At 37.7% G+C, this 22324-nt stretch carries 18 protein-coding genes; 4 read left to right on the top strand and 14 right to left on the bottom strand.

Features of this window, described 5'->3' with window-relative positions; all coding sequences use genetic code 11:
- The first annotated feature begins 92 nt into the window (after positions 1–92).
- The 3 genes from AC0L6O_RS06650 (at position 93) to AC0L6O_RS06640 (ending at position 4753) form a co-directional block, all read left to right on the top strand.
- On the top strand, positions 93–2498 hold the full coding sequence (locus AC0L6O_RS06650; protein ID WP_473307255.1) for a DUF1549 domain-containing protein: 2406 nt from the start codon (positions 93–95) through the stop codon (positions 2496–2498).
- A gap of 2 nt (positions 2499–2500) precedes the next feature.
- Positions 2501–3931, top strand: a complete 1431-nt coding sequence (locus tag AC0L6O_RS06645) for a DUF1501 domain-containing protein (RefSeq protein ID WP_473307254.1) — start codon at positions 2501–2503, stop codon at positions 3929–3931.
- A gap of 138 nt (positions 3932–4069) precedes the next feature.
- The gene (locus AC0L6O_RS06640) at positions 4070–4753 is read left to right on the top strand and encodes a membrane or secreted protein (protein WP_473307253.1); all 684 of its coding nucleotides are present in this window, start codon (positions 4070–4072) and stop codon (positions 4751–4753) included.
- Positions 4754–4948: 195 nt separating this feature from the next.
- Here the strand turns inward: AC0L6O_RS06640 and AC0L6O_RS06635 are convergent, their stop codons facing one another.
- Together AC0L6O_RS06635 and AC0L6O_RS06630 are read right to left on the bottom strand one after the other, a co-directional pair.
- Positions 4949–5359, bottom strand: a complete 411-nt coding sequence (locus AC0L6O_RS06635; protein WP_473307251.1) for a GNAT family N-acetyltransferase — start codon at positions 5357–5359, stop codon at positions 4949–4951.
- 6 nt (positions 5360–5365) lie between these two features.
- The gene (locus tag AC0L6O_RS06630) at positions 5366–6229 is read right to left on the bottom strand and encodes a protein-glutamine glutaminase family protein (protein WP_473307249.1); all 864 of its coding nucleotides are present in this window, start codon (positions 6227–6229) and stop codon (positions 5366–5368) included.
- A gap of 245 nt (positions 6230–6474) precedes the next feature.
- Here AC0L6O_RS06630 and AC0L6O_RS06625 point away from each other — a divergent pair, with 245 nt between their 5' ends.
- Complete coding sequence (locus AC0L6O_RS06625) at positions 6475–6972, top strand: UpxY family transcription antiterminator (RefSeq protein WP_473307247.1); 498 nt, start codon at positions 6475–6477, stop codon at positions 6970–6972.
- Here AC0L6O_RS06625 and flxY read toward each other — a convergent pair.
- Genes flxY through AC0L6O_RS06565 form a run of 12 tightly spaced genes read right to left on the bottom strand, consistent with a single transcriptional unit; the run spans position 6955 to position 22324 of the window.
- Positions 6955–8250: a flexirubin biosynthesis putative acyl-CoA ligase FlxY gene (flxY, locus tag AC0L6O_RS06620; RefSeq protein WP_473307245.1), complete on the bottom strand. Its 1296-nt coding sequence runs from the start codon at positions 8248–8250 to the stop codon at positions 6955–6957. The two genes, AC0L6O_RS06625 and flxY, sit on opposite strands and share 18 nt — an antisense overlap.
- A complete protein-coding gene (locus AC0L6O_RS06615) occupies positions 8247–9920 on the bottom strand; it encodes a C45 family autoproteolytic acyltransferase/hydolase (protein ID WP_473307243.1) in 1674 nt (557 codons plus the stop codon). Before AC0L6O_RS06615 ends, flxY begins: the two co-directional genes overlap by 4 nt.
- Positions 9917–11152: an NAD(P)/FAD-dependent oxidoreductase gene (locus AC0L6O_RS06610; RefSeq protein ID WP_473307241.1), complete on the bottom strand. Its 1236-nt coding sequence runs from the start codon at positions 11150–11152 to the stop codon at positions 9917–9919. The genes AC0L6O_RS06615 and AC0L6O_RS06610 overlap by 4 nt, the downstream gene beginning before the upstream one ends.
- The gene (locus AC0L6O_RS06605; RefSeq protein WP_473307239.1) at positions 11146–12663 is read right to left on the bottom strand and encodes a phytoene desaturase family protein; all 1518 of its coding nucleotides are present in this window, start codon (positions 12661–12663) and stop codon (positions 11146–11148) included. Before AC0L6O_RS06605 ends, AC0L6O_RS06610 begins: the two co-directional genes overlap by 7 nt.
- A complete protein-coding gene (locus tag AC0L6O_RS06600; RefSeq protein ID WP_473307237.1) occupies positions 12664–16512 on the bottom strand; it encodes an MMPL family transporter in 3849 nt (1282 codons plus the stop codon).
- A gap of 7 nt (positions 16513–16519) precedes the next feature.
- The gene (locus AC0L6O_RS06595) at positions 16520–17686 is read right to left on the bottom strand and encodes a DUF2062 domain-containing protein (RefSeq protein WP_473307235.1); all 1167 of its coding nucleotides are present in this window, start codon (positions 17684–17686) and stop codon (positions 16520–16522) included.
- Complete coding sequence (locus tag AC0L6O_RS06590) at positions 17683–18048, bottom strand: ApeI family dehydratase (RefSeq protein WP_473307234.1); 366 nt, start codon at positions 18046–18048, stop codon at positions 17683–17685. The genes AC0L6O_RS06595 and AC0L6O_RS06590 overlap by 4 nt, the downstream gene beginning before the upstream one ends.
- Positions 18049–18648, bottom strand: coding sequence for a flexirubin biosynthesis protein LolB2 (gene lolB2 / locus AC0L6O_RS06585; RefSeq protein ID WP_473307233.1), 600 nt, complete (start codon positions 18646–18648; stop codon positions 18049–18051).
- A 7-nt stretch (positions 18649–18655) separates the two neighbouring features.
- Entirely contained in the window at positions 18656–19300 is a 645-nt protein-coding gene (gene lolA2 / locus AC0L6O_RS06580; protein WP_473307231.1) for a flexirubin biosynthesis/transport protein LolA2, read from the bottom strand.
- The gene (locus tag AC0L6O_RS06575; RefSeq protein WP_473307229.1) at positions 19284–20072 is read right to left on the bottom strand and encodes a polysaccharide deacetylase family protein; all 789 of its coding nucleotides are present in this window, start codon (positions 20070–20072) and stop codon (positions 19284–19286) included. The genes lolA2 and AC0L6O_RS06575 overlap by 17 nt, the downstream gene beginning before the upstream one ends.
- A complete protein-coding gene (locus tag AC0L6O_RS06570; RefSeq protein ID WP_473307227.1) occupies positions 20066–21124 on the bottom strand; it encodes a beta-ketoacyl synthase chain length factor in 1059 nt (352 codons plus the stop codon). Before AC0L6O_RS06570 ends, AC0L6O_RS06575 begins: the two co-directional genes overlap by 7 nt.
- A complete protein-coding gene (locus AC0L6O_RS06565; protein ID WP_473307226.1) occupies positions 21125–22324 on the bottom strand; it encodes a beta-ketoacyl-[acyl-carrier-protein] synthase family protein in 1200 nt (399 codons plus the stop codon).

Genomic DNA, 22324 nt, shown 5'->3' with positions numbered 1-22324 from the left:
TCAAACTAAGTTTGAATAAGGCATTTTATGCCCTAACCCTATTAAAAGACTATAGTATCTATGTTTGGTATTAAGAGTCTTCCTAGAAATTTATGTTGAATTTAATCTTACTTTTCTTAACAGAAAGTGCCGAATCATCAGAGCCTTTTTGGTTGTTTTCCTTTTTTGGAAGACTTCACCCCATGCTGGTTCATTTTCCCATAAGCCTTCTATTACTCGCTGCTCTTTTTGAACTCTTAAGTTTTAAGAATTTCCATTCAAAACTTAGACCTAGCATAAACCTAATTCTTATTTTGGGTGCTGCAAGTGCCATTGTATCCGCCGCTTTTGGTTTACTGTTGGCACAAAACGAAAACCTTGACGGTGAAGTTTTATTTATTCATCAATGGGCAGGAATTAGCACCAGTATTTTAAGTCTCGTGCTTTTGTTTTTAATGCATCAAATACTAAGAAAAAACGAAGTCAAATTCATTTTACCCTACCGTATAGTTTTATTCTTAACAGCTATTGGTGTTTCTGTAGCAGGACACTTTGGAGCCAGTATGACGCATGGAGAAACTTATTTGACGGAAGTATTACCTGGTCAAAATGCTCATTTAGCAAGCACTGGAAATCTTTTAGCTTATCAAGGCGATACCCTGAGCGAAGCAAATCAGCTTAAACTTACCAATGAAGTCAGAGCCATTTTTGCTCATAATTGTTATAAATGTCATGGCTCCGCCAAACAAAAAGGAGAATTACGTTTAGACGAAAAGGCTTTCGTTTTTGAAGGTGGTGAGTCTGGTAAGGTCATTATTCCAGGAAACGCCAAGAAAAGCGATTTATATCAACGAATCATATTACCAAAAGGACATGATGATGTAATGCCTTCAAAAGGTAAAACATTGACTGAAAACGAAATTGCACTCATAGAACTATGGATTAACAAAGGAGCTATTTGGCCCGATGGTGCTTTGCAATCCTCTATTTTCAGAGTGGCAGCATTAGCTCCAAGAAATCCAGCATTGCCAGTCAAATCAGAAAACCTTAGCAATCCTATAGACTTATGGGTGAATGAATATTTCGAAAAGAATAAAATTAAATGGGAACAGCCAGTAGATGATGGAACTTACCTAAGACGCTTATACCTAGATATAGTGGGGCTTATTCCTTCAAATGCCGACCTCAATGAATTTACAGCTGACACTCGCCCTAACAAGAGAGAGATTTGGGTTCAAAAACTGCTTGACAGAAAAGATAGCTATGCCCAGCACTGGCTCACCTTCTGGAATGATGCCCTCCGAAATGACTATTCAGGAACGGGCTACATAACTGGCGGGAGGTATAACCTAACCGATTGGCTTTATAAATCTTTACGTCAAAACAAGCCCTACGATGCATTTGTCAAAGAATTACTTAACCCAGATGATGCCTCAAAAGGCTTTATAGCCGGAATTCAGTGGCGAGGCACTGTCAATGCCAGTCAAAGAACAGAAATGCAAGCCGCTCAAAATGTAGGGCAAGTACTTCTTGGACTTAACCTTAAATGTGCCTCTTGTCATGACAGTTTTGTGAGCGACTGGAAACTGGAAGATGCTTATGCATTTGCCAATATCTTCTCTGAAGAACCTTTAGAAATTAATCGATGCGAAGTTCCTATGGGCAAATTTGCTCCTACTAGGCTTCTTTGGCCTAGCTTGGGAGAAATAGACGGAGAAGCTAGCCGAACAGAAAAACTAAAGCAGTTATCAGAAAAAATGGTGCAGCCTGCCAATGGTAGACTTTACCGAACCATAGTCAACAGAGTTTGGAAACAAATGCTAGGCAGAGGCATGGTAGAACCCGTAGACGAGATGGATAATGAACCTTGGAGTCAAGATCTATTAGACTGGCTTGCTGTTGATTTTGTAAATAAGGGTTATGATATCAAAAAGCTTATTTACCTCATTTCCACTTCCAAAGTTTATCAAATGCCATCTCAAGGTTTTGAAAACTCCACTTTAATGGTAGATGATGCCTATAAATTTAAAGGCATGGTCAGAAAAAGAATGACTGCCGAACAGTTTTCAGACGCTGTAAGTCAATTATTTGCTCCAGTTTTTAAGGTGGATGAGGTAAAATATGAACCCTTTGAATTAGTAGCTTACCTTCCAGAAGAAAAGAAAGCAAGAGCGTCTTTGGTTCAAAACAACACTTTCCTGACAGCCTTAGGTAGACCAAACAGAGAAGTGGTAAGCACCAGCAGAGATTCGCAAGGAAACCTGCTTCAAGCCTTAGAAATGACCAATGGAGAGCAATTAAACGAAGTACTAAAAGAAGGTGCCAAAAATTGGCAAGCGAAATACCCTGAAACAAATACGCTTATTTCTGAAATGTTTAAACAGGCTTTGGCCCGAGAGCCAAGTCAAAAAGAAAGGGAGATAGCCCAAACATCATTGGGGAGCAAACCAACAATAGAAAGCATTCAAGACTTTATGTGGTCGGTGGTTTTACTACCAGAATTTCAACTAGTTTATTAAGTATGAAAAAATATTGGGACAGACGAGATTTTATCAAGCAAAGTGCTGCAGCCGTGGCTACCATGGGCATGGCATCACCTATTTCCAGCTTACTATCCTCTTGTTCGCCAAATAAAGGATTGACCGCTACAGCGGATTCTGTCATATTACTTTTTATGGCTGGTGGCATGGCTCATACAGAAACCTTTGACCCAAAAAAGTACACCCCGTTTACCAAAGGCATGCAGTCAGACAGTGTATTGAGCACTTTCAAATCTGTACCCACCGCACTTGATGGCATCCACTTCTCCGAAGGTTTGGAGTCTATCGGGGGCATTATTGACAGAGGCAGCTTAATACGCTCTTACGTAGCAGCAGACTTAGGACATATTTTACATACACGTCATCAATATCATTTTCACACCTGTTACGAACCTCCGCAGTCTGTCACCGTGCCGCACATGGGCTCCTGGATTTCCAAGGAATTAGGACCTCTGAACAAAGTCATTCCTTCTTTTATTAATATTGGGCAACGTTTTGAAGTAGGCGAAGGCGAGGAACTGAAAGCCTTTCATAGTGCTGGTTTTTTGGGTAGTGAACATGGTCCATTTCTTATCCCCGACCCCACTTCAGGTTTGGATAGCGTGAGGCCACCCGTTGGCATGTCTACCAAAAGATTTGAAAGTAGAAACCAACTATACAATCAACTTTTAAGCGAATCTGCCATGGGTGAGTTTGGCAGCGATTATCAAAAAGAGTCTTTAAAAAGGTCTATGGAGCAGGCTTATATTCTGCTTAATTCTCCAGAAGCTAAAGCCTTTGACATCAATTTAGAACCTAAAGAAAGCTACGACACTTACAATACTGGGAAGTTTGGTTTAGGCTGCCTAATGGCGAAAAGATTGGTGGAAGAGGGAGCCAGATTTATAACGGTAACCTCAGAATATGAGCCTTTCATGAACTGGGACACTCATGACAATGGACACACCAGAATAGCAGAAATGAAAAAGCGAATTGACGCTCCTATTTCTCAACTCATTAAAGACTTAGAAAAAAGTGGCAAATTAGATAGCACTATTGTGATAGTGGCGAGTGAGTTTAGTAGAGATATGCTCACAGAAGGTAGACCAGACCTAAAGGTGAAAGACCAGGTGGAAGTTCCAGATATTATCAATGACATGAAAAACTATGGCATGCACCGCCATTTTACAGATGGCTGCTCTATGTTACTTTTTGGTGGTGGTATAAAAAAAGGACACGTTTACGGCAAAACAGCAGACGAAAGACCTTGTAAATCTATTGAAAAACCTATCAGAATTGACGGCGTTCATCAAACCATATATCATGCTTTGGGCATTTCTCCTGACACGAACTACGAAATAGAACAAAGGCCATTTTACACCACCCCAGATGGTAAAGGCTTGGCGGAGCTGGATTTATTGGCGAAGAAGTAAGTGGGTTCATTGGTATACACCCCCTAGGTATCTATGATTTTAATCCCCTACCCAAAGCATCTTAAATTTTATAGAAACAAAGCAGCATTTACTGTTTATCTTAGTCATATTATTCTTTAACTCTTAAAGACATTCATCATGACTACTTCTAAAACGTCAATTACTTTCAAACTAGCTTTAATGCTGCTTTTAGGAATTACGCCATTACTAAAAGCTCAAAAGGTTTATCAGTTTTCTACAGAAAATAAGCAAGGACAAGAAGAAATACATCGCCTTTTTGTGGATGACCATTACCTCATCGAGTCTGTCTTTATAGCTTCGCCAGCTACTTTTATAAGTACTAAAGGTGGTTTCTATAAAAAAGAGAAAAACACATACCTTGTCAATTTTGAATTCAACTCAGAGTTCGAAAAAGATGGACAGAAATCTCACTCTTATAAAGAAGACGCTTCATGGAAACTGCAAAAAGAAACAAATCTAGCCTTAAAAGGAAAATGGCTAATGGGTGGCAGAATAAATGAAGAAGGGCTTAGCAGAAGAGATACCAGCGGTACTCGGAAAACAATGAAAGTACTTTTCAACGACTATTTTCAATGGATAGCCTATGACACCAAATCCATGAAATTCTCTGGTACTGGTGGCGGTAAATACCTGATTGACAATGGAAAGTACGCGGAGAAAATAGAATATTTCTCACGTGATAACTCAAGAGTAGGAGCTGAACTTAGCTTTGATTATGAAATAATAAACGGAGAATGGCACCACAAAGGATTAAGCAGCAAAGGTGTTCCCTTTCATGAAATTTGGATAAAAAGAAGGTAAAATAGCAAATATTTTACGCTTTCAAGGACAGTCAAGGACGGTTCAAAAACTTTGATATATTACATTTGAACATCGAATTATGACAACAAGATATTTAAGATCTATAACATCAATTTGATTTATTCAACCCTATAAAATTTCGAGTAAAGGCATGGTTGTGGCGTTAAGTCATAGCCATGTTTTTTTTATTTAAGCTCAAAAAAGTTTTTCTAAAATCACAAAGTCAATACCTCCCTTTGTGTACCTCTTTTCTGTTTCTATCAAACCAAACTTCTGATAATATGCCGTCTTATCTACACGAGCATTGCACCATAGTTTTTCTATAGCCCGCTGTTTACATAATACCAGTATATGCTCCAAAATCTGTGTTCCGAAACCCTGCCCCTGTTCAGAAACCTTGGTGGCCAGTTTTCTAAATTGAACTTCATTCCCTTTAAAAAACAATGAAACCACTGTCACTAGGTCTTTATCTTTAAAAAGGCCTAAATGCATTCCATCTTTATCTTCCTCAAGTTTGACATAATCAAAAGGCATATTTGGCCACATGACGGTATGTCTCAAATCCCAAGTTTCGGATGCCTCTATTTCTTTAATTTTTATTTCCAAAGTCGCTCAATTGAATAATTCCCAAAGCCTGTTACTCCAGTGATTATACCTTTCGTTATAAAACTGCATTAAGGCATCATTAGTCTCGTCTGATAAATCTACTGGTTTGGGCAAAAAAGTATAGTTAACCAGCCAGTCAAAGTTAGTTAACAATTGCTCTAAGAAAACCCATTCTGTATCGTCAAAGCTACCTTTCCCTTCATGAATTTTCAAGGCTAAATCATTAATGGCAAGCCCTCTTTGAACGTAGTCGTCACCCACATTAAGATACCAGAAATTTCCCGTAATGATAGAAGGCAAATATGTAGGTGGATAATATTGCCCCAAGGGCTTCTCGGTATTTTCTTCTAAAAAACCATCTAGCGAGTTAAAAAGATAACAATCTACATCAGTCAAAAGATATAGCGATTTAGGACAATTTATTCTTTCTAACCATTCTTCTTGAAGCAAGAGTCCTTCGGGATTAAAAGATTGGTCAATAACCAAAGTCTCAACATTTCCCTCTTCATTATACGCTGTAAAATATGGAGCTACATGATAACCCCAGTCTGTAGTTTCTGAAATGCCAAATGGGTCTGGGATGTTAAATAACTCATCTGACAAGAGCGAATATCTAGCAGGAGCAAAATTCCATATTTTACCAGTAAAAATCCCCTCCTTTCTGAGCAGTAAACAGATAAAGTGAGCTCTATCTTCACAAGAACCATTAATGTAACGATACTCAATATTTTCAGACTTAACCATTTCAAAAATCTTCGCCCTCATTTCAAAAGGTAAAGGCTCTAAAAACGGAACATAGGGAGACGAAGCAAGAAGTGAGCTATAATCCTCTGGACTAATTAAATCGCGACCTTGGTCTGAAGTAAACATTTATTGTTAAAATATTTCGATGATTATCTAATTATGTAAAGCCTTGAAATTTGAATACGAAACTAAGACTTAAACAGATTATATACCCGAATCCTAAAACAATTAAACCAACATTTTTTCAGAATATAATGATTGCATTTATAAACTTGATTTTGACAAGATTTTAAATCATTTCAAATAAAGCCTCTGAACTTGTCTCTGTAAAATAAACCACTTAGATTGGTTCATTAAGATTAAAAACAGAAATGAACTGGTACGTATTATACACCAAACCGAGAAACGAAAAAGTGGTAGCCGAAAGGCTTCAAAACATTGGATTGGAAACATACTGCCCTGTTCTTAAAACAGAAAGAAAATGGTCTGATAGAAAGAAAGTGGTAGAAGAACCACTTTTTAGGTCTTACGTTTTTGTAAGACTAGAGGAACATTTACGGAATAAGGTTTTTGCAGTACCTGGAGTGGTACGTTACCTTTTTTGGCTAGAGAAACCTGCTATTGTAAAAGACAAAGAGATAGTCGCCATAAAAAACATGCTTAATGACTTTGAACACTCCGACATTGTCACTGAAGAATTTGAGGCTAACGACAGAATAAAGCTTAAATCTGGTCCGCTAATGAATATAGAGGGACGTGTAGAATATCAAAACGGACACAAAATTGAAGTACTATTGCCTAGCCTTCAACTCAAACTAGTGGTGGATACTCGCAGAACCAAGGTCAGTAAACTAGGCAAGGGTTCTTAAATCGTGAAATAGCACTGGTTTCCTGCTTAGTTTAGGATTTTTAAGTTTATCAATAAGCCCTACATCTTCAAACTTAATTTTGGGTGCTACCCTCAGTTTTGCTCTAAAATGGTCTTTGATTTCCTTTTCAAAACGTGGTGAATTGTCTTTACTACCTACTTTCACCACTATTTCGTCCGTTCCTAACTCATTGGTAAATACTTCAACCAAATAGTTTTGGATGCCATTAATGTCATTCAAAATATCATATAAAGCAGGCGGATACAGCGTGGTTCCTTTATACTTTATCATTTGTTTTTTACGCCCTATGATAGGCCCTAGTCTGATAGTTTTTCTGCCACAGCTACAGGCATCTTTATAATGGTAACATATATCGCCAGTTTTAAACCGTAAAAGCGGCATGCCTTCCACACCCAAAGTGGTAATCACCACTTCTCCTGCTTCGTCTTCTTTTACAGGCTGGTTCTGCTCATCTAAAAACTCAACAATAACCAACTCTGGATGGTGATGCCCTCCTAGGCCAGCTTCACACTCGGTAAAGGCTGTACTCATTTCTGTAGAGGCGTAAGTCGAGTAAAGTTTGATGTCCCATTTCTCCTTAATTTTTTCACCGAGCGTACTCAATGTAAAATCCTCATTTCGTAAAGATTCACCTATACAGATGGCCTTATTTATCTGCGTAGCTTTATAGTCAATGCCATTTGCCTCCGCATACTCAATAAGCTTTAAAAGGAAAGACGGAACCGTGACAAAAGCCGTAGGATTAATGCGTTTCAGGGTATCCCACTGTAATTCTGGAATGCCACCTCCTACCCTAACCACACCCGCTCCCAATTTACGGATGCCCATAAAATAGGCTAAACCTGCCATAAAACGCTTATCCATGGTGGTCATTAGTTGGTAAATATCGTCTGTGGAGCCCTGAGCACAGGCAAATGAAATGTACTCGTTATAGGCCAGTCGCTCTAAATCTTTATCGGTCAAAGGAAAGGTTACAGGGTCGCCCAGTGTACCAGAGGTAGTGATATAATCAATAATTTCACGGGGTGTAACACATACAAAATCCTGATTCCTAATTTGTAAATCTTCTTTATTAGTCACCGGAATACTTTGAAGAGCTTCTAAGCTATTGATGCTTTTAATATCAATATTGTGCTCCGCAAATAACTCTCTATAATAAACCGACTTCTCGCTTAAATATGCCAATAAGTCAGGAAGTTTTCGCTCTTGAAAAGCACGCTGTTCCTCCAATGATTTCAACTCTATTTCTGGAATCATTCCTCTTCTTTAATTTCTTTTATGGCTGCCAAAACCTTCTCTTTCTCATAGCCAGTGGCTATTTCTTTTGTCAATGCCTTATTATAATATGCCAAAGCTCTTTCTCCCTCCCCTCTTTTATTTAAATAATCTGCTATTAAAATATAGGTATCAAAATACTCGGGATTACTCGCCTCTAAAAGCTTAATTTCTTCTTCTGATATGTCAGTTCCGCTTTGCACTTTAGCCTTTAGCTTTTTGAAGGTTTTAAATTTTTGATATTGTTCTGATTTTAAAAATGGGTCTTCCGCAATATTCAAGGGCTTTTCATAAAGCTCAACTTTAGTTATCAAAGTATCTGCTAAAGCAAAAATCTTATTTAAATCATAACAAACGAATTCACCTAATTGATAAGGATTGGTAGAAACCCAAACCTGCAGTTTCTCTGGTTTAAAAACTACCGAATGGTGGGCTATCAATTGATTAATAGCCATTTCATTCCCCATGCCGAGGTTTTTACCCTTAATCCCTGTTTGATTTCTTAATATAGAAACGGCATCTGGAACCGTCAGTTTTGGACGTTCATTAACCAGTTCCGTCATTAAGTCAAATCTATAAGCTGATGAACTTTGGCTAATGTTGTTCAGGTTGATTTTATCATTTTTAAACACCTCACCTTGAAAGTGGTTAGAGCATATTTGATAGTCATTTGCCCTTCCTTCGTACAAATCTGTTTTTGTTGGGCTTACTTCAATAATCGCCGTTTTACCATCTTCTGCCGAACCTATCAAAATAGACTCCGAGACAAATACTTTTCTTTTTTGAGCGATAGCGTAGGCTTCTTTGATGTTCTTGGCATATTGCAATATTTCTCTTGCCACTAGAGATATTGGCGTAGCCGCCGTCGTAGGAATTTCAGATTCAGAGGCGTTTAAAGTAACCGTCAATCCTTTTTCATTCATGCCAGAAACCGCACCAATCATTCCGGCCCAAGAAACCATCATGAGCTTGTATCCTTTATTCGGATTGACAAAATTGACCACCTTGTTTTTGGCGAACTCTTCGCCCACAAAGAAATCAAAGTTTCTTCCTACCAATAATGTACTATCCGCTGTTCTATCTCCCCAAGCCGCAAAAGAAGTACAGCCTACTTTAAAGTTTTTGCCTTGCAAAGCATGCCCAATATCATGAGCGGCATGATAATTCAGCATTCTATGATACTTTGGAGCTATATAATCGTATTCGTCAGAGGCAAAAAGCGATTCTCCGTATATCTCTTCTTGATACTCTTGTGTAATATGATGGTCAAGGTCTTTATTAAAATAAGCAATGAAATATTTCATTTGACGCAGTAAAAACTGAGACGGAATCATTTTGTTTATTTGATTCACAAAGGCCTCTTCTTGCTGAGCTGCTAGTTCTTTTTGGAGCTTGCCCTCCATTACGCCACGCTCAAAACCACCACCTTTTACATATAATTCCCAAAGACCAGTCTCACTTTTCTTTAACCAGTTATCTCCTATTTTGTAAAAGTCTTTGTCTATTTTCTCTCTGTCTTTCTCTAAGTAATTTGAAAATTCTGGTTTGGGTTCATCTATTTTGACCCAAAAATAAAAGCATAGCATCAGCACCGCTAGTAAAGCAATCAAGCTCCCTAGTAGATAGGCTCCTATTTTCCAAAACTTCCTCATTTTGTAGGCTTATTTCGCATTTCTAAAAATGAAATTAGAGAGTTTAGTGCCCTCTTTGGTTTTCTAACAAAAGGGTTTTCCATATCCCATACGTACCCTGCCAAAACAGAACAAATCTGACGTTTTATATCAAAATCAGGTTCGGGAGCAAAAAAAACCTTTTGTAAATCGCCACTATACCAAGCGTCTACATAAGCTCTAAAAACCTCAATACCCTTCTTCATGTAAGTGCTATAATCTTCTTCCCAGTTCACCTTTTTCCCTTCTAAAAAGTCCGCAACCAAATCGCCTGCTAAATGACCAGACTCCACCGCAAATGTTACTCCAGATGAAAATATAGGGTCTAAAAACTCCGTGGCATTACCAACTAAGACAAAACCGTCCCCATATAGCTTTTTACAGGAAACAGCATATCCTCCTAATTTTTTAGGGTCAAAAATCAACTCAGCATCACCAAAACGAGCTTTCAAAAAATCATTGCTTTCTATGATTTCATGAAACTGTTTTAGAGGCTCTCCCGAAAACGAACTGAAATATTCTGCACCCGAAACTATACCTAAAGACGTGCTTCCATCTGAAAATGGTATAATCCAAGCCCAAGTATTATCTTTTAAAATAAGAGCTATGATTCTGGTTTCATCTGTTCTTTTCTCATCCTTAACATGAGCAAATAAACTTTGCTTTGGCAGTAGTGTAGATGCTTGTTCTAAATCAAGCATTCTTGGAATAACTCGTCCATAGCCACTAGCATCCACTATATACTTAGCCGCTATTTCAAACTGACTTCCATCAGCACAATCTACTTTTGTCACCGAGGCTGTTCCAGAAAACTCTATTTTTGATACCGCGGTTTCATAGAGCACATTTACACCCTTTCTTTCAATTTCGTCTGCCAGAGCTTTATCAAAATCGGCTCTCTTTACTTGCCATGTCCAATCCCAACCCGCTGTAAATTTCTCACTAAAGTTAAATTCACAAACTTCATCTCCATGAACAAATAGAGCACCATTTTTTTCTTGAAAACCAACTTCCTTAATAGCATCTAAAAGTTCTGCATCATCTAAATGCCCCATAATTCTAGGCAATAGACTCTCACCTATCACAAAACGTGGAAACTTCTGTTTTTCAACCACAGTAACCTCAAAACCACGCTTTTTAAGAATAGCTGCCGCCAAACAACCCGCTGGCCCTGCTCCTATTACCAGCACATCTGTCTGGATTTGGCTTAACATCTATTGATTTTCTTAATCAAATAATCTTGTCCTAAAATAGCTTCACAGGTTCTAACTGCTCCCACTGTCACACCTAAAATGCCATGCATATTTAAGTTTTGACCTGTAAAAAACAGGTTTGGTATTTTTGTGATTGGTGATATAAACGTTTTCAATGGTTCATTATAATCCTTAGAGATTCCATAAAGGCTACCATCATCTGTTCCTATATAATCTCTATAAGTTAGTGGAGTTCCTGCGGTAAATGATTTCACACAATTTCTAAGCTCGGGAATTCGCCTATAAATCACATTTAAGAGCTTTTCTGCCCTTTGTATTTTAAAGTCTTCATAACTCTGTCCTCTACTTTCGCGAGCATGAGGTATGGTACTAAAAGTATCTTGCCACGCTGCCACCTCTTCAAATTTCATATAACTCAGCACGGTCAAACTATCGGCATACTCTGTAGGTTTTGAAGACCTTGGCACAAACACACAGTAAGAGTCGGGCCACATTTCTCCCTTTACATTCACACTATGCCATACATCCTCTCTTGAGAAATGATAGTAGTTATAATTCTTATACTTAAAAGTGCCTGGCTTAAGCACCACATCTAAAACAAAAGCTGAAGATGAATTCTTCAAATTTTCAACCCTTCCTCTGTAAGCTTTTTTAATACGACTAGACACCAGCATTTTCATGGTATTAGCCGGATGAATATTAGAAATAAAGTTTTTCCCTTCTACCTTTTCTCCGTCTGCCAAGAGCACATATTGTACCTTACCATCTTTCTCTACTATTTCCGTTACATGGGCATAATTTCTAACCACCCCACCTAGCTTTTTGACGTTTTTGGTCAAATATCGTTCAATTTGTGAGCCACCATCTATGCATTTAAAAGAGCTTTCTATGTAGGTATTCACCACCAAAGCATGTACGTAAAGGGGTGTTTTCTCGCCATCTCCGGCGTAAAGCGGATTAGAACCCGCCAATACCATTTGAAGCTTTTTGTTTGCAGTAATTGACGCTATAAAATCCTTGGCATTTACATCCAAATACTTAATTCCTAAGCCTCCATCGATGTTCGCTTCTCTTAGCCTGTACATTGGAAAGTAATCACATACCTCCCTGATTTTCTTTGTATAAAGCTCTATGGATGCCCTTTCTTCAGGAAAGTCTACAGCTAGCTGCTCCACAAAGTTTTCATAACCCTGTGCATGTTTATATTCTTTAGGGTCATTATCAAACGAGATTCTGTCAAAGCCATTCTCATCCATTTTATGGAGATTAAGCTTATCCATTATCTCAAAATACTTGAAAAACTGGTTAAGATTTTGCCCTTCCTCTAATCCTCCTAGATAATGAACGCCTGTATCAAATATGGCCTTATCTCTCACAAATATCTGGAGGCTACCGCCAAATTGACGGTTCTTCTCTAAAACGCAAACGCTGAAACCTTCTTTACTTAAAATGTAGGCAGACTCTAAACCTCCTAAGCCGCTTCCTATTATTACGTAATCAAATTGTGCCATTTATTTTCTTAAAACGTAAATCACGTTTGAGGTTCTTTTGGTATTATCAATTCGCTCAAAAGTCAAATTGTTACGTTTTGCTATATCTTCAATAAATCTTCCAGACAAAAAATCTAATTTATTGCTCGTCTTATTAAAGCCAAAATTGGTGGAGAAAAACTCTGTCAACTTGGTTCCTTTATGTCTTTCTTCAAGGTCACTATCGCCATCTCTAATTAATATTAAACCATCAGGATTTAAATTTTCTATGGTTTTAGTCAACAGTTTTTCTTGTTCCGCATTTGGCAAATAATGCAGCATATCACTCAAAACAAAAGCATCACTTTTAGGAAATTCACTCGTGGTAGCGTCTGCCGTTTCAAATGTTATTTTGTCTGTTTTGGAGAAACAATTATTAGCTACCTCTATTTTACTTTCGTCATAATCGGTAGCATAAATTACCCGCTCGCTGCTCCTAAAGCCGAGCATTAAAGGCAAGAAACCATAACCACAGCCTATATCTGAAATCACGCCTTTCTTGGGTAAAATTTCATCAAAAAGCCTATAACTATCTTCCAGTCTCACTTTAATTTTCATGTACCATTCTAAAACTGGTCCTTTATAGATGTAGTTGGTTCGGAGTCTGTCAAAGAAATAATCGACGGTTTCTCTTTCCGCTCTTAAGTTAGCGTATTCTTCTTTAAAATAAGCACTTATGAGTTTTGTTCTTTGACCGTAACCTTTTCCGAACTGTTCATCATCAGGGCTTATTCTTGGTAAATACTTCACCGTAATTTCACCAGGTTTTAGTAAGAAATTGTCTTCTCTCCCTTGAACGTAGGCTGTCCCGTGAAAAATAATGGGAACAATGTCTAACTCTAATTTCTCTGCTAAGAAGAAAGCACCCTTATGAAATCTTCTCAGTTTTTCTGAAGGTGACCTAGAGCCTTCTGGAAAAATAGCAATGGAATAACCCTCGGCTATCAATTCACGAATTTGAACCAAGTTTTCGTCATATCCTGCCTCCTTCGGAATGAAACCGCCCATTCTAACAATTGGCCCCATGAAAGTATTATTCCAAACCCAGTCGTTCACCATCAAAATAAGCTTTGGACTTAATGACTGCATGAGCAATGAATCAATCACCGAGTGATGATTAGTAATCACCATGGCAGGTTTTTCAAAAGTCTCTTGTAAAGGGTTTACTTTTCTTTTGGCCACATGCACATTGACATAAATCATGGACTTGGCTCCCCAATGTCTAATTTGGTGAAACCAACGTTTTCTTACTTTGAGCGGAAGCGGTAAAAGCTTTAAAATGATTAAGCCGACCAACATCACTATGATACAGCCAACTGCGAAGTAAACAAATGCAAAAATGGAACGGATAAGACTTAAAAGTGTGATAGGAACACGCTTCTTATTGGTTCGTTTGGTAATCAAAAAATTATACAATGCTGGCTGAATGGTATTTGAAACCAACAGTACCGAGAACATCCCAAGTACCGCAATTAGACCTATCGATTTTAAAGCTGGATGCTGTGCAAAAGCCAAAACGCCAATACCTATAATGGTGGTAAAAGCAGATAAGAAAATAGAAGACTTATAGTTTGAGAGGTTCTTCTTACCCGTTTTATATTCATTGCTAAGTGCATCGGTAATGAAAATACTGTAATCATCTCCGAGCCCAAAAATAAAGGTGGAAATGATAATATTGATAATATTAAACTTCAAGCCAAAGAGCCCCATCAGACCCAAGATTATAAGCCAACTCATTATCATTGGAATGTATGTTATGAGAGCCAACTCTATTCGTCCGTAAGAAATCAGGAGAAACGCGAAAACTAGCAGCGAGGAAATACCTAAAATGAGATTAAAATTGTTCCTGATGCTTAACACAAAACTATTGGTCAAATACTTTTTGCTAAAAATCTCAATATCATTATTGCTTTCAAAGGCATCAATAATCTCTTTCTCATAAGCATTTGGAGCTTTAATAGTAGTAATTACAGCATTTCCATTAGAGATGTAGTTCTCTAAAATACCGCTACCAGAAGCCCCATAGGTATCTTGATTAATAGGTTCAACAGGATTATCTAATAATTGATAAAAGGAGTCAAAAGCATTTGAATTGAATTTGTATTTACTGCCTTCCGCTATTAAACTTTGTTTGACTTTCGCTTTCTTTTCTGAAGTCCAAAAGCCATTCCAACGGTCTATTCTTTTGAGTTGCTCCGTTTCAGAAAGTAAGAGAGCATCTACTTGGGTATATTTATTAATCTTTCCTTCTTCTTTTAGCTTTTGAAGAAGCGGCATACTGGCTTCGGTATGAAAAAGAGCTTGGTCGAGTTTATCTGCTTTGGCAACTAAATAAATGGTAGCTGTACCATAATCATGACTTAAACTGCTTAAATGCTTTTCGGCATTTCTAGTTTCTTCAGACATGTAATTCATCTTCATCATGTCTGATTCAAACGCCACCTTTTTAGAAGTAAAAAGAGACATAACTGTCAACAAGATAATAAGACCAATCAGCCATTTATTCTTCTCAAAAGGGTATTTACCAATCTTAGATATGAAGTTTTCTTTTAACTGAAAATGCTCACTTTTCTTATACTCGGTAAGCAAATGCGGATACAGCACCAAAATAAATAAGGCCGTCCCACCCAAGGTCAATGCCGCAAATATCCCAAAGTCCTGAAGAGCCTCTGAATCAACAAAAAGTAGGCTTAAAAATGCCCCAATGGTGGTAAAGCCACCCAATGTAAGCGGAAAAGCCAAGTCTTTAATGGTAGCTACCGCGGAATTAGTATGCTTAAAATGAGCATAAAAATGAATGGCAAAATCTACCGAAATACCTAGTACCACAGAACCCGCCCCAATAGCAATGACGGATACACTTTCACGCAGTAAATAGAGAATTCCAACTGAAAAAAGAACACCAAACAGTACTGGAATAAAAATCACAAAGAAAGAACTCCACCTTCTGAAAAAGTAGGTTATCAATACAAAGAGAGCAATTATAGTAATACTCAAAGTGACAACAATGTCTTGCTTTATTCTGCTAGCATTTCCTGTAGCCACCACTGCAGTTCCGAAATACTCTGTTTCGATACTCTCCTCCTGAAATTGACTTTGAGCAAAAGCAATGGCTTCATCAATATGCTCCATCAACTTCTTATTCTCCGCCGTGTTTTGAGAAAATACGTTTGGTTTAATAAAGCAAAGTAGGTTTCGCTTGTCTTTGGTAAAGACAAAACCTTCATCTAATTCAAAATTGTCTTCTACCTGGAGCGACTCTAATTTCTTTAAAACTGGCCCAGAAATGCCCAAAGGGTCTTTAAGAATATTCTGTTTTATTGCCATACCAGATGGCGACATCAAATTCTTGAAATTATTCCCCATTGACTGTGCAATGGCAGCGGGCTGAATTTGCTCTTCTAAATGAGCATAGTCCTCCTCTTCAAGGAAAACTGGAAGGTTATCAAGGTAAACTTCATTGACCGTCAGTAAGCTCTCATCTTCCATTTTGACCGACACTTCGGCAATCAAATTTTCTGAAGAATCAAGACTTAAAAGTTTCTCTGAAAAAACTTCGGCATACTCCTTTAAAATGTACTCTTGGTCTGTAATTGTAGAGTCAGAAAAGAAAATATTGACGGCTATATTATCTAAGCTTTTTAGATTTTTGAGCGTCTCATTGATGGTTCTTATTTTCCCTGTGGAAGGCATCATTTTGGTGATATCCTCTTCCAGTTTTATTTGCGAAGCATTATATGCTAAAAAGGCTGTCAGTAAACCACAGAATACAAACAAAAGACTTCGATGCCTTCTGAAATACTTAAATAAGGATGTAAAAAATAAACCCATGCTGAACTTATGACTTACTGCGTCTACTAACTTTTACCGCAATAAGCGTGGTGATACCAAACAAAAAAGCCATCAAAATAGCAAAAACAAAGCTACCAAAAATATAGGCAGGTAGCTGCTCTTTGACCGTATCTAAACTTAAGGCTGTACTAAAAATTGGTTTATTCTGACCTAGTAAGATTTGCCCTGTTTTTAGGCTCCCAATTAAAATGAGCGGAATGAAAGGCGGAATACTAATATTGGCCGCTAAAATCACAATGGCTTTATTGAGTTTTAATAAATGGGATAGGAAAATAGCAGTCATTAACTGATAACCCCATATTGGAATAATGCCCATAAAAACGCCGAAAGCCACGCTGAGTGCCTTCCTCATGGCCGTTTCCTCTTTATTCAGCAACTTCTCTTGAATAAACTTCCGTATAGTTTCTTTGTTCAGATTTTTAAAGAAACGTACTGGGATATACCAAAGAAAAGCCAGTGTTACCAAATATGTATTCAGTACACTTATTCTAAAGAAGTCTTTAAAAGGTCTAAAATGAGAAACACGCTCATCACCTTTGGCATAAAAAACTTTGATAGGAACGGGTAAAACAGGCACATTCTTCCAAGCCATTTTCACCATAATTTCAATTTCAAACTCGTACTTGGTGGTAAAAAGCTTCATACCCTCCAACTCCTTTAATGGATATAACCTGAAACCCGACTGCGTATCTGGCAAATCAATACCTGTTTCGAGATTAAACCAGAAATTTGAAAACTTGTTTCCAAAGGTATTTTTCTGAGGCATATTTTCCTCTTGCAAATTCCTAGCTCCCACCAGCATCGCATTAGGATGCTCTTCAATAGCCTCTAAAAAACGAGGAATATCATCAGCAAAATGCTGACCATCAGAATCTATAGAAATGGCATATTTAAAACCTCTCTCTTTTGCTCTTAACAAACCCGTTTTTAAAGCAAAGCCCTTGCCTTTGTTTGGACTGTATGAAATATTCTCTATCTCCGAAAATGTGTCTAATATAGCTCCAGTGCTATCTGTAGAGCCATCATTTATGACAATAATATTCGAGGTGTATAGTGAAACGTCTTGAATGACAGTGGCAAGCGTTTTCTCATTATTGTATGTTGGAATCAACACACAACAAGACAATTCCTCCATTTTTAAAGTATAATTCACTTTAGAGAATAGGTACTTTTGGTTGAAAAAAACTTTGTGCCGTTTGCCCTTAAAGTACCACTAGCTTTCAGCGAACCATCTTCTTGGCTGCTATACTTAAGTTCAAAACTTAAAACAGCATTTTCAAGCGGATTAAGCACCGACATGAATTTTAAGTTAACGTCTTTGACCAATTGTAATTTAGTCTCTGTCAAAACCTCCAACACCTCTTTAAACATTTGCACTTGACATACTCCAGGCACCACGGGCATATCAGGAAAATGCCCTTTATAAATATCGTGGTTAGGGTTTAATTCAATATCCACTACAGTGGTTTCACCCTTTGCGATGTTCTTAATTTGAAAAAAACTATCTAAAAGCATTTATGATTTCTTGAGATTAGTCAAATCTATTTTAAGCCTAAATCCATAATGTTGGATAGAAATATTTTCAGAAAAACCATTGATATGATTATCCAGTGTGAATACAATTTTCTGCTTGTTATTCTCCGTATGCTCTATTCGCATCAAATCCTCCTCTTGAAAATAGTAGTTCGCCTCTTCTCCGGTGCTAAACTTATGCACCAGCCTTCCTTCTTTATCTTTAAAAATTTCTGGTGTTTTATTTTTCAATCCGTTCATTAAGAGCAATTCCATGTCTTTCTGAATGGTCTTCATAAAAAGTGGTCTGTCAAACTGAGGAACAGAATAATGAACAATAGTCTCTTCTTGATTTATCTCAAAGTCAAAAAGCTTCATTCCCATTTCAGTGGTAAAAATCACGCGGTATGTTCCTTGTTCTGTTTGCTTAGTAAGTAGCAGTCCGCTGAAAGATTTGGTATAAAGTTTAATGTTTGCCTTAAAGAGGTAAGAGTTGTATCTATCCTCAAAAATAGGTTTCAAAACGGGCTCCTTATCGCCTTCATAAGGCTTTAGCCCATTATAATGTCCTACTCGGCAAGCCGTCAAAAGGAGTAAAAGCAAGATTTTATTAAACCTTAAACTTGGCATCCGATATTGGAACGTTGTTTTTTCTATTGATGAACTTAATATTGGTATAGTCTCCTCCCGGCTCTGTCATTCTTACATTTTCAATTTCGTAAGATGATTTATCTACCTTCATCTGAATAGTTTTCAGAAACTTTTGTGTGGTGCTATTTACTGGAGTGAGTTCTAGTAAATAAGCCGACGAACTGCTATAGTATTTGACCTGATACTCAGGATTCTCAAAGAGATTTCCATTAACCACGCTCATCATCATGTCATTAATGCCTTTAAACATCTTGTTAGAATTGACATTATAGCGGCTCACTTTGCCATCATTTTTGATGTACATTTTACCACCTGTAAGCACTATAACATACTTAAAAGGAGATGTGTATTCCCAGCGAAGTTCGTTTTGTTTTTTGAAAAAGAAACTGCCTTTACTCTCTATTTTTTCCGAAAGAACACTCAAATATTTTTCCTGAATGAAATCACTTTCGGTCGTGTTTATCTTCTTATTTTCGGTCAATAAGTTCTTTTTAAGACTACTTGGGTCTTTTAAAACATTAAAACCAGCAGGCACTTGGGCGGTAGCCGCTAGACTTATCAAAATCCAAAAACTTGAAAGGTATATTTTAATTTTTCTTGACATATGCTTTTTCAGCCAACATTTTATCCAAAGGTACGATTTCAACATTTTGATTCTGACAATAAATCAAGATGTTTTCTAAAACCTCCCTTGTTTTCAAAAACGTATCATGTAGCAGTATTATTTCTCCTCCTTTTATTTGACTCAAGACCCTTTCCGTAATTTTCTCTGCCGAATCAGACGTGGTATCTAAAGAACGAATGCTCCAACCTATGGTTTTAAAACCTAGTTTATTGGCAGCCTGAGCTATTCTTGGCGATGTTACACCAAAAGGTGGCCTAAAAAAAGCTGGTTCTTTTCCCGTGATTCCAGCTACTAAAAGGTTCGTGTGTTTTAACTCATTCTTAACAACTTTGACTGACTTAAAAGCAAAAGTATTGACATGCGAAAAGCTATGGTTTCCTATCAAATGCCCTTCCGAGTGTATCCTATCTAAGACTCTTGGATTTTCTGGAATGTTTTTACCGATGACAAAAAATGTGGCTTTGACTCCGTACTTTTTTAGCGTCTCTAAAATCAAAGGTGTTACCTCTGCATGTGGACCATCATCAAAAGTCAGGGCAATCTGCTTTTTGGAAGCATCTCCTTTACAGTAAATCTTCATAAAAAACTGCGAAGAAATATTTGAAGAGCCCCAAGCTATCATTCCTCCAAACAAAAAGAGCGGTAAAACCGCCCAAATCCATGCTAAACCCGTGTAAAAGTGCAAAGCCAATAAAAGCCCAGTCAACACTAAAAAGAAGGCTCTATAAAATTTAAAACCCAGACTTAGCATTTTTCTAAAAGGGTCAATGAATAATTTTCATTTCTAGAGCCATTTAAAATCAAAACTCTATTTAAAGACCTTGGCCTTATAGCCGATGTCAAAACATAATCAGGAACTAATTGCTTTTTAAGCATATTAGCCACCAAATACATAGCAAAACTAGTACTAGTGGCATATTCTCCAGAAAGGTGCTTAAAATATCCGCTGGCTTGTCTAGCAAATACAACTTCTTTTACTTCTTCAAAAATTGGGTCAAATCTACTATCCCCATTAATTCCATAAAGCACTAAATCAATTTCTGAAGGCTCTATATTTTTAGCATCTAAAAATGCTCTTACCCAGCTATTAATCTCGTCCGTATTCCTTGGCTTATAGAGCATGTCAACTCCCAAAACTTTAGCGTATGATGTGGAAGAACTTTTACTCGCTAAAGTAAAAAAAGCTGCTCCTTCTCCACTATAGGCTCCTTTTGATTTTGACATCAAAAGGTCTTCTCCTACCTCTTTTTTCCAATAGCCTAATCTATCATAAAGTGTATAAAATCCGCTTGTCATATCGTCATGTCCTCCTATGAGCACATTCTGGGCATCACCTTCCGACAGTTTCATCAAACCATCCAAAAGAGCATTTTCAAATGAAAAAGCTCGCTGAACATAAGTGAAATTATAGTTATGACAGGCTAAAAGCAGGGCTATTTGTGCCCCAAGCGTATTATGTGTCGATTGAATAAAGGCCGTTGGCGTGAGTAACTGTTCGTCGTTATCAATAATGGCATTCAGAAACTTCTCTGTGTCATCCAAACAGCCCATGGCCGTGCCCGTAATGATGGCATCTGGCATAGCAACCTCACTTTCTTGCAATGCTTTTAAAGCAGCAGTCACACCCATCTTCACCATTCGCGACATTCGTCTGGCTTTTCCTGGGTTTATGTAGTTTTTGTAAACTGGCTCTATGCACTTAACTTCAGAAGAATTGACCAAAACGGGCAAAGCTTCCACATTTAAACCATCAAGAGAATCTTGCGGAGAAATAGCACCAATACCGTTTATAAATACTTCCACTTATACTTTTGAAAATAATAGCGATGTGGTGTTTCCACCAAAGCCAAAAGAATTAGATAACACAAGATTCACCTCAGCATTCTCTACCAATTTAAGATTAGGCTTAAAGGTCAATTCCTCCATCTGGTTTTTATAATGCAAATTGGGATATATCAAACCATGTTTAATAGCCAATACCGAAAATACTGCTTCAATACCTCCACAAGCCCCTAAAGTATGTCCAGTAAATGATTTGGTAGAACTTATTGGCGGTACGTTTTCACCAAAAACTCGTTCAATGGCAGTACCCTCACTTAGGTCGTTTACAGCTGTTCCTGTTCCGTGAGCGTTAATATAACTTACATCGGAAGGTTTAACATTTGCCAATTTCAATGTTTCTGAAATGGCTAAATAAGCTCCTTCCCCCGTTGGAGAAGAGGCTGTTTGATGATAAGCGTCATTGGTATTGGCGTAGCCCACCAGTTCTGCTAATCTTTCTTTTCCGGCTGATGCTTTTTCTGATTCTAAAACCACAAAACCAGCACCTTCGCCCAGATTTAAACCCTTTCTATTTTGGTCAAATGGCTTGCAAAGTTCTTCATCCAAAATCATGAGGGTATTAAAACCATTCATGGTAAATTTGGAAAGAGCATCCGTTCCGCCTGCCACTACCCTATCCAAGAAACCACTTTTGATAAGTCTAGCTCCTAATAAAATGGCATTGGAAGAGGAGGAACAAGCTGTGCTTATGGTATTCAAATAGGCTTTGATACCCAAGCTATCTGCTATTTTCTCGGTGCTGTACCCTCCTTCGTGTGATTCAATTTCTGATAAGAATGCACCCGATTTAGATAAGTCTAGGTAGGCCTTCCAGTTTTGCTCGGTGGTGCTCATTCCGCCCACGCTAGTTCCAGATATTATGCCTGTTTTAAATGCAGAAACATCATCTATTCCTGCATGCTTAAGAGCTTCTTGTGCTGCAATAAGGCCTAATAAGTCTGTTCTAGAATGAGGGATTTCGGGAGAAACACCTGCTTTAACTTTTAGCTCTTCCGTAGTGAATTTGACTTCGCCTACGGGCATGTGAGCCAACTTTGTTTCTATGTTTTTAAGCGTTCCTATTCCAGTTTCACCTTGCAACAAACTGCTCAGTGACTCCGCCACATTGCTACCTATGGCAGAAATGGCTCCTAAACCAGTAATAAAAACTCTTTTTGACAC

The sequence above is a fragment of the Arcticibacterium sp. GJ41-1 genome, from assembly GCF_055808875.1.
The sequence above is the reverse complement of the archived record's forward strand: the minus strand, read 5'-3'. Positions and strand labels throughout refer to the sequence as shown.

What these genes read in the sequence shown, in the direction of transcription:
- lolA2 (WP_473307231.1), bottom strand. Translation starts at nt 19,300, where the DNA reads ATGTCAAGAAAAATTAAAATATACCTTTCAAGTTTTTGGATTTTGATA.
- AC0L6O_RS06575 (WP_473307229.1), bottom strand. Translation starts at nt 20,072, where the DNA reads ATGCTAAGTCTGGGTTTTAAATTTTATAGAGCCTTCTTTTTAGTGTTG.
- AC0L6O_RS06590 (WP_473307234.1), bottom strand. Translation starts at nt 18,048, where the DNA reads ATGCTTTTAGATAGTTTTTTTCAAATTAAGAACATCGCAAAGGGTGAA.
- AC0L6O_RS06645 (WP_473307254.1), top strand. Translation starts at nt 2,501, where the DNA reads ATGAAAAAATATTGGGACAGACGAGATTTTATCAAGCAAAGTGCTGCA.
- AC0L6O_RS06610 (WP_473307241.1), bottom strand. Translation starts at nt 11,152, where the DNA reads ATGTTAAGCCAAATCCAGACAGATGTGCTGGTAATAGGAGCAGGGCCA.
- AC0L6O_RS06640 (WP_473307253.1), top strand. Translation starts at nt 4,070, where the DNA reads ATGACTACTTCTAAAACGTCAATTACTTTCAAACTAGCTTTAATGCTG.
- AC0L6O_RS06600 (WP_473307237.1), bottom strand. Translation starts at nt 16,512, where the DNA reads ATGGGTTTATTTTTTACATCCTTATTTAAGTATTTCAGAAGGCATCGA.
- AC0L6O_RS06615 (WP_473307243.1), bottom strand. Translation starts at nt 9,920, where the DNA reads ATGAGGAAGTTTTGGAAAATAGGAGCCTATCTACTAGGGAGCTTGATT.
- flxY (WP_473307245.1), bottom strand. Translation starts at nt 8,250, where the DNA reads ATGATTCCAGAAATAGAGTTGAAATCATTGGAGGAACAGCGTGCTTTT.
- AC0L6O_RS06650 (WP_473307255.1), top strand. Translation starts at nt 93, where the DNA reads ATGTTGAATTTAATCTTACTTTTCTTAACAGAAAGTGCCGAATCATCA.
- AC0L6O_RS06625 (WP_473307247.1), top strand. Translation starts at nt 6,475, where the DNA reads ATGAACTGGTACGTATTATACACCAAACCGAGAAACGAAAAAGTGGTA.
- AC0L6O_RS06630 (WP_473307249.1), bottom strand. Translation starts at nt 6,229, where the DNA reads ATGTTTACTTCAGACCAAGGTCGCGATTTAATTAGTCCAGAGGATTAT.
- AC0L6O_RS06605 (WP_473307239.1), bottom strand. Translation starts at nt 12,663, where the DNA reads ATGGCACAATTTGATTACGTAATAATAGGAAGCGGCTTAGGAGGTTTA.